Origin of the sequence: Bacteroides muris (ex Fokt et al. 2023), from assembly GCF_024704895.1 — a bacterium.
Taxonomy (GTDB): Bacteria; Bacteroidota; Bacteroidia; order Bacteroidales; family Bacteroidaceae; genus Bacteroides; species Bacteroides muris.
The window spans coordinates 66,991-84,421 of record NZ_JAMZEE010000003.1; the positions used below are offsets into that span (position 1 = coordinate 66,991).

At 49.8% G+C, this 17,431-nt stretch carries 12 protein-coding genes and 3 pseudogenes; 6 read left to right on the top strand and 9 right to left on the bottom strand.

Translation table 11 applies throughout. From position 1 onward, the window contains the following. Positions 1 to 12 precede the first annotated feature (12 nt). Positions 13 to 1,077: a tRNA 2-thiouridine(34) synthase MnmA gene (gene mnmA, locus M1B78_RS01900; RefSeq protein ID WP_005835905.1), complete on the top strand. Its 1,065-nt coding sequence runs from the start codon at positions 13 to 15 to the stop codon at positions 1,075 to 1,077. Here mnmA and M1B78_RS01905 read toward each other — a convergent pair. The 3 genes and pseudogenes from M1B78_RS01905 to M1B78_RS01915 all read right to left on the bottom strand — a co-directional run bounded on the left by M1B78_RS01905 (position 1,068) and on the right by M1B78_RS01915 (position 3,914). Then, a complete protein-coding gene (locus M1B78_RS01905) occupies positions 1,068 to 1,730 on the bottom strand; it encodes a response regulator transcription factor (protein ID WP_005826511.1) in 663 nt (220 codons plus the stop codon). The two genes, mnmA and M1B78_RS01905, sit on opposite strands and share 10 nt — an antisense overlap. A gap of 90 nt (positions 1,731 to 1,820) precedes the next feature. Further along, positions 1,821 to 2,411 carry a DUF4251 domain-containing protein gene (locus tag M1B78_RS01910; RefSeq protein WP_257939750.1) on the bottom strand — a complete coding sequence of 197 codons (591 nt, stop codon included), beginning with the start codon at positions 2,409 to 2,411 and terminating at the stop codon, positions 1,821 to 1,823. A 66-nt stretch (positions 2,412 to 2,477) separates the two neighbouring features. After that, positions 2,478 to 3,914 (bottom strand): annotated as a pseudogene (locus tag M1B78_RS01915) (Na+/H+ antiporter NhaC family protein). Between the two features lie 255 nt (positions 3,915 to 4,169). Between M1B78_RS01915 and M1B78_RS01920 the strand changes: the two are divergent. Further along, positions 4,170 to 4,450: pseudogene (locus M1B78_RS01920) on the top strand (sugar kinase); the annotation flags it as partial. A gap of 722 nt (positions 4,451 to 5,172) precedes the next feature. Further along, positions 5,173 to 5,682: a DUF6198 family protein gene (locus tag M1B78_RS01925; RefSeq protein WP_257939787.1), complete on the top strand. Its 510-nt coding sequence runs from the start codon at positions 5,173 to 5,175 to the stop codon at positions 5,680 to 5,682. Positions 5,683 to 6,248: 566 nt separating this feature from the next. Here the strand turns inward: M1B78_RS01925 and M1B78_RS01930 are convergent. The 5 genes and pseudogenes from M1B78_RS01930 to M1B78_RS18735 all read right to left on the bottom strand — a co-directional run. Then, positions 6,249 to 6,563, bottom strand: a complete 315-nt coding sequence (locus tag M1B78_RS01930; protein ID WP_136009465.1) for a hypothetical protein — start codon at positions 6,561 to 6,563, stop codon at positions 6,249 to 6,251. A gap of 134 nt (positions 6,564 to 6,697) precedes the next feature. Continuing rightward, positions 6,698 to 8,080, bottom strand: coding sequence for a TolC family protein (locus tag M1B78_RS01935; protein WP_257939751.1), 1,383 nt, complete (start codon positions 8,078 to 8,080; stop codon positions 6,698 to 6,700). A 2-nt stretch (positions 8,081 to 8,082) separates the two neighbouring features. Beyond that, on the bottom strand, positions 8,083 to 11,217 hold the full coding sequence (locus M1B78_RS01940; protein ID WP_257939752.1) for an efflux RND transporter permease subunit: 3,135 nt from the start codon (positions 11,215 to 11,217) through the stop codon (positions 8,083 to 8,085). A gap of 3 nt (positions 11,218 to 11,220) precedes the next feature. Beyond that, positions 11,221 to 12,081 (bottom strand): efflux RND transporter periplasmic adaptor subunit, encoded by an 861-nt coding sequence (locus M1B78_RS01945; RefSeq protein ID WP_346015105.1) that lies wholly within the window; start codon positions 12,079 to 12,081, stop codon positions 11,221 to 11,223. A gap of 17 nt (positions 12,082 to 12,098) precedes the next feature. Further along, positions 12,099 to 12,341: pseudogene (locus M1B78_RS18735) on the bottom strand (efflux RND transporter periplasmic adaptor subunit); the annotation flags it as partial. Between the two features lie 496 nt (positions 12,342 to 12,837). Between M1B78_RS18735 and M1B78_RS01950 the strand changes: the two are divergent. From M1B78_RS01950 to M1B78_RS01960, 3 genes are all read left to right on the top strand, one after another. After that, positions 12,838 to 13,509 carry a sensor histidine kinase gene (locus M1B78_RS01950; RefSeq protein ID WP_257939753.1) on the top strand — a complete coding sequence of 224 codons (672 nt, stop codon included), beginning with the start codon at positions 12,838 to 12,840 and terminating at the stop codon, positions 13,507 to 13,509. After that, positions 13,506 to 14,096, top strand: coding sequence for a LytR/AlgR family response regulator transcription factor (locus M1B78_RS01955; RefSeq protein ID WP_346015103.1), 591 nt, complete (start codon positions 13,506 to 13,508; stop codon positions 14,094 to 14,096). Before M1B78_RS01950 ends, M1B78_RS01955 begins: the two co-directional genes overlap by 4 nt. Before the next feature lie 193 nt (positions 14,097 to 14,289). Then, positions 14,290 to 14,751 (top strand): transposase, encoded by a 462-nt coding sequence (locus tag M1B78_RS01960; protein ID WP_257939754.1) that lies wholly within the window; start codon positions 14,290 to 14,292, stop codon positions 14,749 to 14,751. A gap of 449 nt (positions 14,752 to 15,200) precedes the next feature. Here the strand turns inward: M1B78_RS01960 and rho are convergent, their stop codons facing one another. Continuing rightward, on the bottom strand, positions 15,201 to 17,240 hold the full coding sequence (gene rho, locus M1B78_RS01965) for a transcription termination factor Rho (RefSeq protein WP_257939755.1): 2,040 nt from the start codon (positions 17,238 to 17,240) through the stop codon (positions 15,201 to 15,203). Positions 17,241 to 17,431: the final 191 nt, after the last annotated feature.

Here is a 17,431-nt window from a genome sequence, read left to right on the forward strand (position 1 = left end):
GTATACGATAGAATGAATATTGCTGTATTATTGTCGGGAGGTGTAGACAGCTCCGTGGTGGTACATCTCCTTTGCGAACAAGGTTACCGTCCTTCTCTATTTTATATCAAAATAGGGAGGGACGATGCCGATTATATGGACTGCTCTGCGGAAGAGGATATGGAGATGGCTTCTGCCATTGCCCGGCGTTATGGATTATCGTTGGAAGTAGTGGACCTGCACCGGGAGTATTGGGACCAGGTGGCGGCTTATGCCATTGATAAAATAAGACGTGGCTTGACTCCCAATCCGGATGTGATGTGCAACAAGCTGATAAAGTTCGGGTGCTTTGAGCAACGTGTGGGGAAGGATTTCGATATCACGGCAACCGGGCACTACGCCACTACGGTGTTGAGGGATGGAAAGACATGGCTCGGTACCGCTGCCGATTCCGTGAAAGACCAGACCGACTTTCTGGCACAGATAGATTATCTGCAAGTTTCCAAACTGATGTTTCCATTGGGCAGACTGATGAAGAATGAGGTTCGTGACATAGCCCTGCGTGCCGGATTGCCCAGCGCCAGACGTCGTGACAGTCAGGGCATCTGCTTTCTGGGAAAGATTGATTATAATGATTTTGTGCGCCGTTTCCTTGGCGAAAGGGAAGGGGATATTGTGGAGTTGGAAACGGGTAGAAAGTTGGGCAAGCATCGGGGCTATTGGTTTCATACCATCGGCCAGCGTAAAGGATTGGGGTTGGGTGGAGGACCGTGGTTTGTTGTCCGCAAGGATGTGGAGGAGAATGTGATTTACGTGTCCCGCGGATGTGATACGGCATTGCAATACGGCTATGAATTCCGTATGTACGATTTTCATTTCATTACGGATAATCCCTGGAAGGGAGCGCAGGAAGAGGTGGAGGTGACTTTCAAGATACGCCATACGCCGGAGTTTGTCAAAGGCAGGTTGCAAAAGGAGGCGGAGGGTTACCGCATTGTTTCGGAAGAAAAGCTGCAAGGCATTGCTCCGGGCCAGTTCGGAGTGGTGTATGATGCTGATGCCCGGCTGTGTGTCGGGAGCGGGGAGATTTATATATAATATTCCACCAAGTCTACGATGCCTGCCTTCATGGCATATTTGGTGGCTTCGTGCGCATTGTTTACACCCAGTTTCCGGAAGATATTCTTCCGGTGGCTGTTTACCGTATGGAAGCTGAGGTTTCGTTCGGCAGCTATTTCTTTGGTTGTTTTCCCCAGGGCTATCTCTTTTAGGATGCTCCGTTCGGCAGTAGTCAGTAAATCATCTTTGATGGTAGGATGAGTGGGGGAGGAGGAACCGTTGCCTGCGAGCAGCAGGTTACTGACGTGATTACAGATGAATCGCTCCTTGCGTGAGGCGCATTGTAGTGCGGTCAGTATCTCTTCTTTGGAATTATCCTTCAGCGCTACACCGAATGCCATGCTGCTGAACAATACCTGGCGCAGGAACGGTAGGCTCAATTCGTCGGAAAAGAGTAGCCAATCGGCTTCCTTGAAGCGTTCGTGAAGTACCATTAGCTCTTCGGCTCCCGAAAAATCAAAAAGGGTATAGTCCAGAATGACAACGGCGGTGGGATGCAGGCGTAGTTGCTGTATCAGTTCTGCCTTGTTGTCGGCTTCCAGCAGCAGGGAGGTGTCTTTCTGTCTGCCCAATAGGAACATCATGCCTGCTTTGGTGATATCTTGATTGTCTGCAATGATAAATTCTCTCATGACATTGGTATATAAAAAACTCCGCTACAAATGTACACTTTTTAGTGTGATTTGTGGCGGAGTGGGAATATATATATTTATATAAGGGTTTTACCAGGAACGTCCCTTGAATATGTTGGATTGTTCCAGCGGAACCAGGTTCCCGCTCAAAGTCATGGTGTTGGAGTTGAAGTTCGGGCTGATGGTTACGGTTGCGTTGTTCCAGCCATCGGTCAGCGTAAGGAATATCTGGGCGGAAATGCCGATACCCTGGATGCTGAAGTTACAATTCACGTTGCCCCGTTTGTCGGTAGTTATTTGGATGTCCGATACGGTTCCGTCTACTGTTACACCGCCAATGCCGTTAGGACCTGGGTATACGGTGTTGAAGGCTACCTGCACGGTGCCACGTCCTTGGTTGACCAATACGAAGTTGGTGTTGGAGTTTACAAATGCGGTCTGTCCGTTGCGGAACATCACTTGGTCTGCCTCCATTACGAACTGGTGAGCTTTCAAGGCCGCCATTGCGTCATCGTACGAAATGGCATCCTGTGCTTGTTCTTCAGCTTTCAGGCGTGCACGTTCTGCGTCTCTTTGGGCTTTACGGTCTGCGCGCTTTTCAGCTCTACTCTCTTGTGCATACATGGTCGTTGTTGCCATGCTTACCAATACTACTGCTGCTAATGCAATAAACTTTTTCATAATCGAATCTTTTTTTGTTTAGGTTTAAATAAATTGTTCGTTATAAGTTTATTGCAAGAACAATGCCTATCCAGGATTGTTCACCGGTTTTTTAATTATTTTATATCCGATAGCAGCAATAAAGATACTCATTACCGGACTGATAAGGTTGAAGAAGCAATAGGGAAGGTAGGTCAGTGTGGGTACACTCAAAATGGTGGCTTGCGTCATGCCGCAGGTGTTCCATGGGATAAGCGGGGAGGTGACGGTAACGGCATCTTCCGTGGTACGGCTAAGTAGCCGGCTTTCGTAGCCTTTCTTTGCGTAAACGTTGCTGAACATGTTTCCGGTGAGGATAATGCTGATGTACTGGTCTGCCGTGGCAAGGTTCAGGAACAATCCGGAATATACGGTGGATGCTACCATGCTGGCTGTATTCTTCATGAAGCGGACGAATAGGGAAGTGATGCTTCCTAGCATGCCGCTTGCCGTCATGGCTCCACCGAAACACATGGCGCAGATGATGAGCCAGATGGTATTCATCATTCCTGCCATACCTCGTGTGGCAATCAGTTCTGTCAACATGTCACTGTCAGTTTGTAGACTGGTACTGCCATAGAATGTCATCATTATCCCTTTGAACATATTCCCATCTTCCGCTATCTCATTCAGTAGTCCCGGTTGGAAGATGAAGGCGAATATCCCTGCCAGCAGAGTGGAGAGAAAGAGTGTGATGACGGAAGGCACTCTCCGGGCAATCAGTATTCCCGTAATCACGGGAACAGCCAGTAACCAGGAAGTAATGTTGAATTTGGCGTCCAATGCTGCCGTAAATTCCGCAATCTGTTGTGTATTGTTCGTTTCGTGTGTGAGTCCCATTACTGTAAAGATGACAAGGGTGATGAGGAGAGAGGGGACGGTGGTAATCATCATATAGCGGATATGGCTGAATAACGGTGTTTCCGTTACGGATGAGGCAAGGACCGTGGTATCCGATAACGGTGAAATTTTGTCTCCGAAATAGGCTCCCGAAATGATGGCACCGGCTATCCATCCCTCTTCAAAACCTTGTGCCTTGCCTATGCCCAAAAGGGCGATACCGATGGTGGCGATAGTGGTCTATGAACTTCCCGTCATTACTGATACCAATGCACAAATAATGCAGGTAGAAGCAAGGAAAAAATTCGGATAGATAATCTGCATACCATAATATATAAGGGTAGGTACCACCCCACTTATCATCCATGTGCCGCTCAAAGCACCGATAATCAATAGAATAATGATAGCTGTGGCAACACCTGAAATGTTGTTGGTGATGGCAAGTTCATAATCTTTCCAAGGGATGCGGTAGAAAGCCATGCCGATAAAGACACACATACCAGTGGTGGCAAGCAGGGAAATCTGGCTTCCTCCACTCAAGGCGTCACTTCCGAAAGTATGGATGGTGGCGAACAGCATTCCTACGAGAAAAGCGATGGGAAATAGAGAAACGAGTGGAGAGGGTATTTTCTTTGCTGAATTCATTGAATCGTTTTTACTATGCTTGGTTGACGAATCTATTATCACTCTGCCGTTTACAGTTTGATGTGGCAAAGGTATAACAATTCTGTTTAATATCTTTCTTATCCTCTGTATGACAAATAAAAATTATCAAATCTTTGCGTTTGCTTGGAAAAATGATAGTATTTTTGACTTTCAATTGATATATTTGACTTCAATTTGTATATTTATGAATAAAAAACTGTAACAGACAAGAAAGTGTTGACTTTTGGTGAAGTGATGTTTCGTCTGATTACTCCAAGATTTCGCCGTTTCTCCCAGTTCAATGAGTTATTGCAATCTATGGTGGCAGGTAGGCTAATGTTGCTATGTCGTTGGCACATTTCAGCATCCCTATGGAATTTGTCACCTGTCTGCCGGACAATGCCATAGCGCATGCTTGTATTGCTTCTCTCCGTGTTTGCGGTTTGGATATGGAGGAGATTGTCTTTGGCAGCAAGCGTCTGGGATTATATTATTGGGAGAGCGATGTTGCTTTCCGAAATTCTAATGTGGTGTATGTTGCAGGAAAATCTTTCTGGAATTGTGTAATTTCATCACTTTCATCTAACTCTGTTACGCCACCTTCGTTGCAATGACATTCAAGCGTAAGAGTTCCAGTTCACCATAATGATCTGTTGTAAACTGTATAAAAACTTCTGGGCTGTTAATGTCGTATAGTCTATCTGCATCTACGAACTTTACTTGCGTGTAATAAGCTACATCTCGCAGATTTTCCGGGAGATTCGGTTGTTCTTTGTAGATACAGTTTCCTGTATCTCGTTAGTGATGTGGTAATACGTGCAATATGGCCTGATGGTCATAGTCTTTAGGTGAGATGCGGAATGCACCTTCACCGAATTCTCCAAAACCTTTATAATCTTTTACCTCAGTCTTGAACCTCGGTGTTATCTGATTGAGTTCCCTATTACTATATCTTTCCGCATTTCACTTTTTTTTGTAACTTTGCCATAAATAATCGAATATGAGTATGACTTTAACAACTGAGAGAAAAGAAAAAGCAATATTATTCCTCTGGCAACATCTCCTGCTTCTGATTTCATTGTATCTGATGACATTGGGAGTCGTTCTATGTGTAAAATCCTCTTTGGGCAGCAGCGTAATCTCCTCACTGCCGTTCGTTTTTTCGCTGGCGGGATTGATAAGTCGTGTCCCTGAGTGGACAATTGGCGGATACACGATTGCGATGAACTTTATCTTGGTATTTTGCTAAATACTCATACTGCGCCGCAATTTCGACTTCATGCAGCTCTTCCAGCTTGTCATCGGATTCGTATTCGGATGGCTTATAGATATTAACATGGCATTGACAGCCGGTTTGGAATGCACGACTTGGTCTTCGCAAATATTCGCCCAATTCGCTGGATGTACCATCATGGGCATCGGCATCGCCTTCGAGGTGCGGTGCGGCTCGGTAACCATGCCGGGCGAGGGCATTTCCATTACCGTCAGCCAGGTAACGAAGCGTCCTTTCGCCAAAGTAAAGATATGGGTGGATACGACCCTCGTACTGCTCGCTGTTGCTGGGTGTTATCTCTTTTTCGGGAGCTGGCAATGGAATGTTATCGGTATCGGAACGCTGTTCGCTATGATTTATGTCGGACTGGTAGTGAAATTTATCGCTCCGCATTTGGGTTGGTTCGACCGCCTTCTAACCTATCGCCCAGGCTTCCGGCGTTACCTGTTCGGATTGGCTCGATTACTATATCGTCGCGGTGAAGTGAAAGAATAAAAACGAGGGTGTCAAAATGTGGCACCCTCGTTTTTGTTGTATCCCTGTTGAAGGCTGAAATCAAATATCCGCTTCTACAAGGAATATTTTGATTTTTGGAACAGCATCAACGGTTAATGTTGTTTGATTAGGCTATTTCAATTTTGAAATTAGCCAGTCAGTGACAAGCTTCACCGCATAATCAGAAGCAACGGTATATTATGGTCTTTATCTGTTTGTTGTCATACTCTTCGCTTGCAATTGAAGTGACGCCCCGCCTTGTGAATGTCCAACAAGATATATGTTTTCAGTTATCGTTAATGCCTTGACATAGGAAATTATACTTATGAGGTCTTCATTCTCATTGAGTACTGTCATATTCTGAAACTCGCCTTCACTCTTGCCGCAATCGTTGAAATCATAATGCAAGACGCCTATGCCATTCTCGTTGAGAATACAGATTATCGGTTCCCAGAGATGAAAGCCATCGTCACAGATGGTATGTTATTCGACTTTGAAAAAGAAGCGCGAATGCCAAATGCAATCACGCTTCTTTTGAGAATAAAATCCTGTGCAAAACAGAACTTTTACTTGGCAGGCAGCACCTCACCCTTCTCGTTGAAGAGCACGTCCGAAGTCTTTCCTTCAGCATCGGCAAGTGTCACCTTGTAGGTCTTGACACCCTCCTCGTTCTTCACATAGGCGGCCTTGATGGTCTGTCCCTCGTAGCTCTTGGCTACGGCATCCTTGACAGCCTGCGGAAGCTGGTCGGTTTCGATAGCCTCGAATTCATTTTCGGCGGTTACCGAAATCTGAGCCTTCGGTGCGATTACAGTGTTGGCATACGCGGCATTGAAGCCGAGGGCTGCGAAAAGAGCAGCAGCGATAAATACTTTTTTCATTTTCGTAATGTGTTTAATTAAACTTAAAATCTCCTTTTTTCAAGGTTGCTGATACAAATTTATCGACATCCCGAGCACAATCCAAGCAAGTGATTATGAACGGCATTTTTCCGATGACGGATGTTTCCCGGGTTCTATTTCGTCCCGCCTCCGAGGGCATGGTAAAGCGTGATGACGCCCTGTATCTCGTCATAGCGGTCTTCCGATTCCGCCAGTTCGGCCTGCAAAAGTTTCTGCTGGGCGGTGAGCACTTCCAAATAGTGGGTTCGCCCGTACTTCATCAGCAACTTGGTATTCCATACGGCGGCTTTCAGATTCAGAATCCGCTTGCGGTCTATACCCAGCCGCTTGCGGGCCGTCTGCCAGAGGATAAGTGCATTGTTCACCTCGTTGCCGGCATCGAGCAGGCTCTGCCGGAATTGCAGCAATGCCTCCTGCTGCTGTGCGCGGGCTATTTTCAGCCGGGCAACGTTCTCGCCTTTATGGAAAAGGGGCTGCACCAGCGAACCGACCGCATTGAAAAGCCACGTTCCCGGATTGGATATGGTCTCCGCATTATTGGTCCATCTGATGGTGCCGGAAAGCGTGATACGCGGATAAAAAGCCGAACGGGCTTCGCCGGTGGCATAGAACGACTGCATCAGGGCAAACTCCGCCTCCCGCACATCCGGACGGTTGCTGACCAGCGACAGAGGAAGCCCGGCGGACAAGCTGTCGGGAAAGTGCCGGTCGGCAAGCACGCCGCGTTCCAGCTTTACAGGAGCAATTCCCAGCAATGCACAGACCGTATTTTCCAGCTCTCCGATGCGCTTTTCCAACGTGAGGATGGAACCTTCCACCTCCAACTTGTTGGCACGTGCCTGCAACACGGCAGCTTCCGTAGTTTTTCCTGCCCGTTTGAGCGCGGAAAGCGTGCGGATATTCTCCTGCCATGTCGTCAGCGTGCGGCGGCTGATCTGCAACTGCTCGTCGAGCATCAGCAGCGTATAGTAACTGTCGGCAACGGTGGCGACCAGACGTGTCTGCATCGCCTGCTCGTATGCCCGGCTTTGCCCGAGAGCCGCCTTGGCTCCGGCTTTCGCATTGCGCTGCCGGCCGAAGATGTCCAATTCCCACTCTGCCGAAGGGCCGACCGAATAGGTTCGTTGCGCAGGACGTCCGTCGGAATGACTTGCTTGTCCCTGCCCGCCGAGAGAGACGGACGGAAGGAATGCCAGACGGGAGGATTGCAGGACGGCTTCCGCCTCTTCCGTCCGCAGGCGGGCCACACGCAGGTCGGTGTTATGCTCCATGCCGCATTCTATCCACCGTTGAAGCAGAGAATCGGTAAAAAACTCTCGCCACGAAAGATTGGCGAACGATGCGCTATCCGTCTGTTGCGTCTCTTGTCGGATACCGGTGTACAGACTGTCGGCGAACGACAAGTCGGGCCGTTCGTAGCGCGTATAGATTCCGCAACCGTTCATGAACGGCAGCAGAAAAAGCAAAAGGAATATATAATGAACTGTTTTCTTCATGATTATTTCTGTTTTAGGGTACGCCGGGGCATGACGGCCTCCTCCATACGTTGGAACACGATGAACAGCACCGGAACGATGAACAGCAATGCCACCGTGCCGATAAGCATTCCGCCTACCGTACCCACGCCGATGGATATGTTGCCGTTGGCTCCCACGCCGCTGGCGAACATCATCGGCAACATACCGAAAACCATCGTCAGCGAAGTCATCAGGATAGGTCGCAGACGGGCTTTTGCCGCAGACATGGCGGCAGCGGCGATACTCATTCCCATTTTACGGTGCTTGGTGGCATATTCGGTCAGCAGGATAGCGGTCTTGGCCAACAGACCGATGAGCATCAACAACCCCACTTGCATATAGATGTTGTTCTCCAGAGAGAACATGCGGGCAAAGAGAAAACTTCCCGCCAGCCCGAAAGGTACGGAGAGCAATATGACTACCGGCATGAAAAGGCTCTCGTAAAGAGCACAAAAAATCAGATAGATGAAAACGAAGCAGATGACGAAGATGATTACCGTCGAACTGCCCGAACCGGCCTCCTCGCGCGACATGCCGCCGAACTCGTAACCGTAGCCCGCAGACAATACCTCGGCAGCCACCTCCCGCACAGCCTGAATGGCTTCGCCCGAACTGTAACCGCCCGCCGCCGAACCGTTGATGGCAATGGCGGAGAAGAGATTGAAACGCGCCAGTGACTGCGCCCCGTACACTTTCGTCAGGGTCAGATATTGTCCGACGGGACTCATGCCGCCCTTGTCATTGCGTACGAACATATTATTCAACGCTTTGGTGTCGAGGCGGAACTCCGGAGATGCCTGTACCATGACACGATACAATTTGGAGAACCTGTTCATGTTCGAGGCATAGATACCTCCGACATACCCGGACAACACATCCAGCACATTGGCAGGCGACACACCTGCCTGTTTACACCGTGCGGCATCGACCTCCAACAGATATTGGGGATATTTCGTATCGAATGCGGTGGTAGCCTTGGCTATCTCCGGCCGCTCGTTCAGCCCCTCTATCAACCGATTGGCCACTTTCTGCAAATCCTCGATGCTGCCTCCCTTCTGGTCCTGCAAATGAATCTCGAAACCGTTGCTCGCACCATAGCCGGGAATCATGGCTTGGGTGAAGACGATGACTTTCGCGGCTGTGATGTCCGCCGTGCGGCGGTATATCTCGTCGATGACGGATTGGATGTCATCTCCCTTTTCCGTGCGCTCGTCCCAGGGATGCAGACGGATAGTAAACATACCGCTCGACGAACCCATACCGCTCAACATGCCCATACCTGTGGTCTTTGCACATACCTTGATTTGCGGAATGTCGCCGATTTTACGGTCTATTTCCTCCATGATTCTGGCGGTCTGCTGCAAATTGGTGCCGGGAGGCGTCTGAACGTCAATATTGATCGTACCCATATCCTCGTTCGGGACCAGTCCGGTTTTCGTCGTCTGCATCAGATATACCAGCCCGCCGCACGCCAGCAGTAATGACAGTCCGGCCAGCCATTTGCGGCGGAACAGAAAGAGCACTCCGCTCTTGTAGCGCACGAGCATTCGGTTGAAAGCCGCATCGAAAGCCAGATGGGAACGGGTAGAGAAACCGGGCCGTTCTCCTGCGGTAACCTCCGTGTGGGGCGTCATGAGCAGGGCGCAAAGAGCCGGACTGAGCGTAAGTGCATTGAGCAGCGAAATGCCGACGGCAACGGCCATCGTCAGTCCGAACTGCATATAGAACGTGCCTGTCGTACCGCCCATGAAACTGACGGGAATAAACACCGCCATGAAAACGAACGTGGAGGTCAGCAGTGCGGACGATATGCCGTCCATCGCCCGGATTGTGGCTTCGTAAGGCGAACGGTACCCCTCGTCGAACTTGGCCTGCACCGCTTCGACCACCACGATGGCATCGTCCACCACCGTGTCGATGACCAGTACGAGAGCGAAGAGCGTAATCATGTTCAAGCTGAATCCCGCCACGTACAGGAAGGCGAAGGTGCCTATCAGCGAAACGATGATTGAGACGGTCGGTATAAGCGTGGAACGTATGTTCTGGAGGAACACATAGACTACGAGCACCACCAGCAGGACGGCTTCAATCAGGGTCTTGACCACATTCCGGATGGAGGCGTCCAGAAAATCCTTCGTACTCATCAGGTCGGCGATTGCCATCCCCTTGGGAAGATTCTCGGATATTTCCGCCACCACCTTGTCGATCTCTTCGATAATTTCGTTGGCATTCGAGCCAGAGGTCTGGGAAATCATGCAGGTAGTGCCCGGATGCCCGTTCACGGAACCGATGTACTCGTAGGTTTTCGAGCCCAGTTCGACCCGCGCCACGTCTTTCAGGCGCAGGACGGTTCCGTTTTCCTGCGCGCTGACCACCAGATTCTCGTAGTCGGTCTCCTTGTCGTAACGTCCGCGATATTTCAGCACATAACGGAACGTATGTTCCGATTCGGCACCCAGCGTTCCGGTCGGCGATTCCAGATTCTGCTCGTCGAGCACCTTGCGTATGTCCGACGGAACAAGACCGTATTGCGCCATCTTGCCCGGATTGAGCCATATCCGCAAGGAGTAGTCCGCACCCTTGACGTCCACCTCGCCGACACCCGCAATACGGGCGAAACGGGGCTCGACGTTTATCTTCATATAGTTGCACAGGAACTTTTCGTCGAACGAATCGTCGGGACTGTAGAGAGCCAGCGTCTTGATGCGGCTCGTCTGGCGTTTACGCACGGTCAGGCCGCTCTTGGTCACTTCGGCGGGCAGTTGCCCTTGTGCCGAAGCCAACCGGTTCTGCACATTGACCATTGCCATGTCGCCGTCCGTTCCCTGCCGGAAATAAATCTGGATCGTGGCGGAACCCGTGTTCGTGGCGGACGACACCATGTACATCATGTTCTCCACACCGTTGATGGCCTCTTCGAGCGGCACCACCACGCTTTTCTGCACCGTCTCGGCATTCGCACCGGGATAGGTAGCCGACACAAGCACAGTGGGAGGCGCGATTTCCGGGAACTGTTCCACCGGCAACTGGACGAGGCAGATGATGCCCAACAGCGTAATGAAGACCGAAATGACACCGGCCAGTATCGGTCGGTCGATAAACGTTTGTATCTTCATAAGTTATTCTCCCCGTGTGTTTTTAGGTTCGACAACAGCACCTTCGCGCACCAGTCCGGCACCTTCGGCGATAATGACGTCGCCCGCCTTCAGCCCCGATTCCACGATATATTCTTTTCCGTCGTTCTGCGGGAAAACTTCGATACGGGTAGAGACGGCCCTGCCGTCCACCACCTTATAGACGAAGATGCGGTCCTGCAATTCATACGTGGCAGCCTGCGGAATGACGATGCAGTTTTCGCGCACGGAAGGAATCAGCACCGTGCCGCTGCCACCGTTGCGCAGCAGCCTCTCCTTGTTCGGGAAGACGGCACGCAGGCTCACAGCTCCCGTACTCTCGTCGATGGTGCCGCTCACAGCGTCGATATGGCCTTTGCAGGAATACATCTGCCCGTTGCTCATTTTCAACTCCACTTCAGGCATCTCCTCGATGGCATGCTTCAGGGAGCCGTATCGCTGAATCATGTCCAACATCTGATTTTCGGCCATCGAAAAATAAGCATACACCCGGCTGTCGTCCGACACCGTGACTAACGGGTCGCCGGATGTGCTGCTGACCAATACGCCTACCCGGTAGGGAATCATGCTCGCCACACCATTCACGGGCGACTCCACCTCTGTGTACGACAGGTTGTTGTGGGCGCTCTTCTCTTCGGCCTCGGCCAATGCGAGCTTGGCTTCCGCTTCCATGACCTCGTTGCGGGCGGTCTGCAAGTCGAACTCCGAAACCACCTCTTCTTCCAAAAGCCCCTTGTTGCTCTCCAGACCAGCCGGGAGGTGGAGAGCACCGCTTCGGCACTTTTTACATTGGCGACGGCGATGTCGTGCGCAGCCTTGTAAGGCACTTGGTCGATGACGAACAATACGCTGTCCTTACGTACCGCATCGCCCTCCTTCATCCGGATGTCCGTAATCTGACCGCTTACCTGCGGGCGAATCTCCACGGTCTGATACCCCCGTATGGTAGCCGTATAACCACTGCGGAGCGTGCGGCTGCTCAACGTTACCGTATCCGTCCGGTAAGCCGCAGTTCCCTGCTGCCGCCCGTCGCGGCCTCCGTTGCAGGCGAAAAGGCACAGGGCACAAGCGGCAAAAATCATTTTTGTTTTATATCCGTTATTCATACCGAAAGTTTTTTTGGACACAATATTACGAAGAAATCGACGGGTCGGGAAAATAGCGTTGACGAACGGTGGAATTGCGGTGGTAAACGTCGGGGACAATTCTTGTACGCGACTTCCGGAATAAGTATCTTTGCAAATAAATTATTTATAATGAACGGAATATGAAAGAAAAAAATATAACCTTGTCCATCGACCTGATTTTTTGCGTTATTATCCTGCCGCTCATCATCACGATGGTTCCGGTGGAAAAATGGATAGAAAAATACACACTCTTCGCCGTAAGTCTCGTGGCTTATATGTACGTCCTTTACTTCGCCATACGCAAAGTCAATTTTCCGCAACTTTTCATGAATCGCCGGTACGGCAGGATGGCGGCATTCATTCTGCTGTTCCTGGGGACAACCTATCTGTTGTCACTGTTTCCCTATCCTGAAAGTGCAGCGGACAACTCGGCTCTGCATCCCCATCTGAAAGAGCACCTGCGCAGCCAGACGGTATGGTTCCTTTTTCTTGTCGTGAGCGGGTTCAGCCTTTCTGTCAGTCTGATTTTCGAGCTTTTCCGGCAAACGCTGGCCAAGAAGGAACTGGAAAGCCAGAAGACAAGGCCGAGCTGGCACTCTACAAGGCACAGATCGACCCCCATTTTCTGTTCAACACGCTCAACACCCTTTACGGGCTTGTCATTCAGAAATCCGAAAAGGCCGAATCGGCGTTCGCCCAATTCGCCGACATGGTGCAGTACATGTACACCCATGCCAAAGACGACACGGTTGCTGTCCGCGACGAGATAGACTACATCGGTCACTACATCGATTTGCAATCCCTCCGTCTGAACCGCCACACGAAAGTCGTTTGGGAATGCGAAACGGACGACGATACGCTGCGCATACCCCCGATGCTGCTTGTCACCTTCGTGGAAAACGCTTTCAAGTACGGTGCGTCTTCGAGCAAAGACTGCACGATACGCATCCGTATGGAAATCGAAGAGGGCGCGCTCCGTTTCACGACGCAAAACGGCATCATGAAAAAGCGGCACGAAAAGGAGCCTGCCGTCGGCATCGAAAACTGCCGCGCACGGTTGGAACTGCTCTATCCCGGACGTTTCACGCTGACCGCCCGGGAAGAAAACTCCGAGTATGAACTGAATCTGACCATACGCCTCAAATGAAAAAAATAAATTGCATCGCCATAGACGACGAACCCATAGCACTGTCCGTCATATCCCAATTCTGCTTGCGGACGGGCGGTCTCGACCTGCTTACCTACAGCGAACCGCAAGAAGGATTGCAAGCCGTCATCGACAGGCAACCCGACATCGTTTTCCTCGACATAGAGATGGACTGCCTGAACGGTCTCGACATCGCACGCAAACTGCCGGCATCGACCTGCTTCATCTTCACCACAGCCTACATTCGCTACGCCCTCGACGGATTCGACCTCGATGCCGCCGATTTCCTGCACAAACCGTTCTCCTACGAAAGGTTCAAGACAGCCGTGGAAAAAGCAGTGCGGCGGCTGGAATATATCCGTAATGAAAAAGAGTGCATCATCGTCAAGCAGGAATACAACAATGTAGTGATTCCTGTTTCCGACATACTCTACATCGAAGCAATGGAAAACTATTGCAAAATTTTCCGTCGCAAGGGATGCTACACGCTTTCGCGCATGAACCTCAAAGCGATAACGGAACTGTTGCCGCCCCGGAACTTCATCCGCATACATCGTTCGTTCATCGTCCAGCTCGACAGCATTTAGCATTTCAACAAACAGGAACTTCGGCTTACCACCGGGCAGACCTTACCCATCGGCAGGCAATATGCCGAAAAAGTGATTTCCCGGTTGCACTCTCCGGGGAACAACAATGCGCATCATGACAATGAGTAATCCAAAACCGAAATCGGGAAAATAATCGTAAGAATTAACAATAAACAAATATAAATCAGGAAAAATGGAAAATACAGTCAGATGTGGGAACAATGCTTCTTTGAACGGTATTGATGGAAACAAAAAGGTAAAAGGCATACAACGGCATGTCATAGTGGATAAGAATGGCTTTCTTATTGCCGTTATGGTCACCATAGCTAATGTGCATGACAGTAAAGCCGCTTATTTGCTGATGAGGGTTCTTAAGGAGATGTGCTCCAGTGTAAGAAACATTCTTGCCGATGGAGGTTACCGAGGAGAACTTGTCGATAACATAAGAAAGAAATTCGGATATGTCATTCAGGTTGTTATCAGTGCGTACAAGGAACAGGGATTCAGACCCATTCAAAAGAGATGGATTGTGGAAAGAACATTCTCATGGATGGATTACAATAGAAGGCTCTGCCGAAACTATGAACTAACATTCGACTCGGCAGAGGAAATGGTCAAATTAGCCACTATAAGATTATTATTGAGGAATATTTAAACAGGCTCTTATTTCGAACCACGTTTTTTAAGTGGACAGCTGCATAACCGTTGGCAGTAAAGAGGCTTCCCTAGGGCGAAATGCTGTCGGGCAGTGGGAGATTGATGTGCTCGGCTTTATAAAACGTACATTGGTTTGATGTGGTATCAGTTCCATAAAAGGCTACGTGTAACAGATGTTTGGGGGCGGCATCGTATGCGCCTACTAGCCGTTGGATTAAATGGTCGCATTGGATAATAAGAAAATTGGGTGATTGCTGTGCCATCACCAGAAAGCATTTATAATGCCATTCTCATAAAAGAGTAAATCGGTTTCATCAGATTTGGAATTTATTTGTTCAAGGTTATTGTATGGCGGCAAATGTATGAAAAAACGGATATACAAAAACTTCCACCTACGTTTATGAACGTAAATAGAAGCTTTTGTACAATATTTGTATGTAGTTGTTGTTAACTGTTCATACTCATCAAGAATTCGTCGTTGTCTTTGGTCTTCTCCAGACGGTCTTTTACGAAGTCCATGGCTTCTATCGGATTCATGTCGGCAAGGTATTTGCGGAGAATCCACATGCGGTCCAGTGTCTGCTTGTCTTGCAGCAGGTCATCGCGGCGAGTGCTGGAGGCAACGATGTTGACAGCCGGGAAGATACGCTTGTTGGACAAGTTGCGGTCGAGCTGCAACTCCATATTACCCGTACCCTTGAATTCTTCGAAGATAACCTCGTCCATCTTTGAGCCAGTGTCAATCAAGGCAGTGGCAAGGATGGTCAGTGAACCGCCGCCCTCGATGTTACGTGCTGCACCGAAGAAGCGTTTGGGCTTATGTAATGCGTTGGCATCCACACCACCGGAAAGCACTTTGCCGGAAGCCGGGGATACGGTGTTGTAGGCACGTGCCAGGCGGGTGATGGAGTCGAGGAAGATGACAACATCGTGTCCGCATTCCACCATGCGTTTTGCTTTTTCAAGGACGATGCCGGCAATCTTCACGTGGCGTTCTGCCGGTTCGTCGAAGGTAGAGGCGATTACTTCCGCATTGACGGTACGCGCCATGTCGGTAACTTCCTCCGGGCGTTCGTCGATGAGCAGCATAATCATGTAGACTTCCGGATGATTGGCGGCAATGGCGTTGGCTATGTCTTTCATCAAGATGGTCTTACCGGTTTTGGGCTGTGCCACAATCAAGGCACGCTGACCTTTGCCGATGGGGGCAAACAAGTCTACGACACGGGCCGACATAGAGTCGGAGTATCCGCCTTTGCAAAGCTTGAACTTCTCGTCCGGGAAGAGGGGAGTGAGGTGCTCGAACGGTACGCGGTCGCGTACGAAAGCCGGGTCACGTCCGTTTATTTTGGATACTTTTACCAGCGGGAAGTACTTTTCGCCTTCTTTCGGGGGACGGATTACGCCTTCTACCACATCACCGGTTTTCAGGCCGAACAATTTGATTTGTGATTGTGATACGTAAATATCGTCCGGTGAGGACAAATAGTTGTAATCGGAGGAACGGAGGAAGCCGTAGCCATCCTGCATGATTTCCAGTACACCGGTTCCGGTGAGGATGTCATCGAATTCGTACGTCTTCTCGCGTTCTATTACGGGTTTGCGTTCCGGAGCGGCGGGATAGTTCTCTCCGTTGTTATACGGTTGTGCAGGGCGCTGCTGCACGGGGCGCTGTTGGTTATAGCCACCGTTGCGGTTGTTATTGTTGTTGTTATTGTATGGGTTGTTGTTGTCGCGGGCGCGGAGGCGCGGGCGTTGTGGCTGTTGCGGTTCGGCTGGGGCAGCGGCAGGAGTGGGAGTGGCGGGAGTTTCCGCTTTGGTCGCTTCGAATTTGCCGATAAGTTCGGATGGCAATTCTATTTTTTCCGTAGGGAGGTCTTCAATGGGGATGAAGTCATCTGCCGCTTCGGCCAGGATAGGGCTTTCGTCCGGTACGATATTCTTTTCTGCTTTGGCTTCTGCCTGAGGTTCTGTTTTCGGAGCTTTAGCCTCGAAGTTCAATTCCGGTTCGGCAACCTTCGGGGTTTCCGTTACTTGGGGTGCAGCAGTCTCTTCCTTTACCTTGCGGGGGCGTCCCGGTTTGCGTTTGGGTACGGCGGCTTCTTTGGCTGGCGCCGGCGTTGCAGCTTCTATGGTCGGTTCTTGGGGTGCTTCCACAGTTTTGGGTTGTTCTTTCGCAGCCGGTGCTTCCTCTGTTTTGGCTTTGGTGAGGTCTCCGTTTTTATTGGCTGAGAACACTTTGTCGGCACCTTCCTTTTTTACGGTCTTTACAGTGACGCGCGAGCGTTTTTGCTTTTCCCCTTTACGCTCTTCCTTCAGCTTGTCGGCGGCAACTTTCTTGGTAGCGCCTGCGATAGCTTGTTCGTCAAGTATCTTGTAAACAAGTTCTTCTTTTTTGAGTGAGTCTGTTTTTTTTATACCCAGTTCTTGGGCAATAGTTTGTAGTTCCGACAAATTTTTGTCGTTCAGTTGAATGATGTTATACATACAGTATATATGTGAATGGTTTAAAATTTACTTTTATTGAAAGGCATAAGTGCACAGTTGCAATTATTGTAGGAAGCAACTTGGGCAAGTTTACCTTGTGATATATGATTTATATGGGATATTTATTATTGAACCGGAAATCTGATAAACAATTCTTGCCACAGCAAGAAGTCGCAGAATGTTTCAACGGT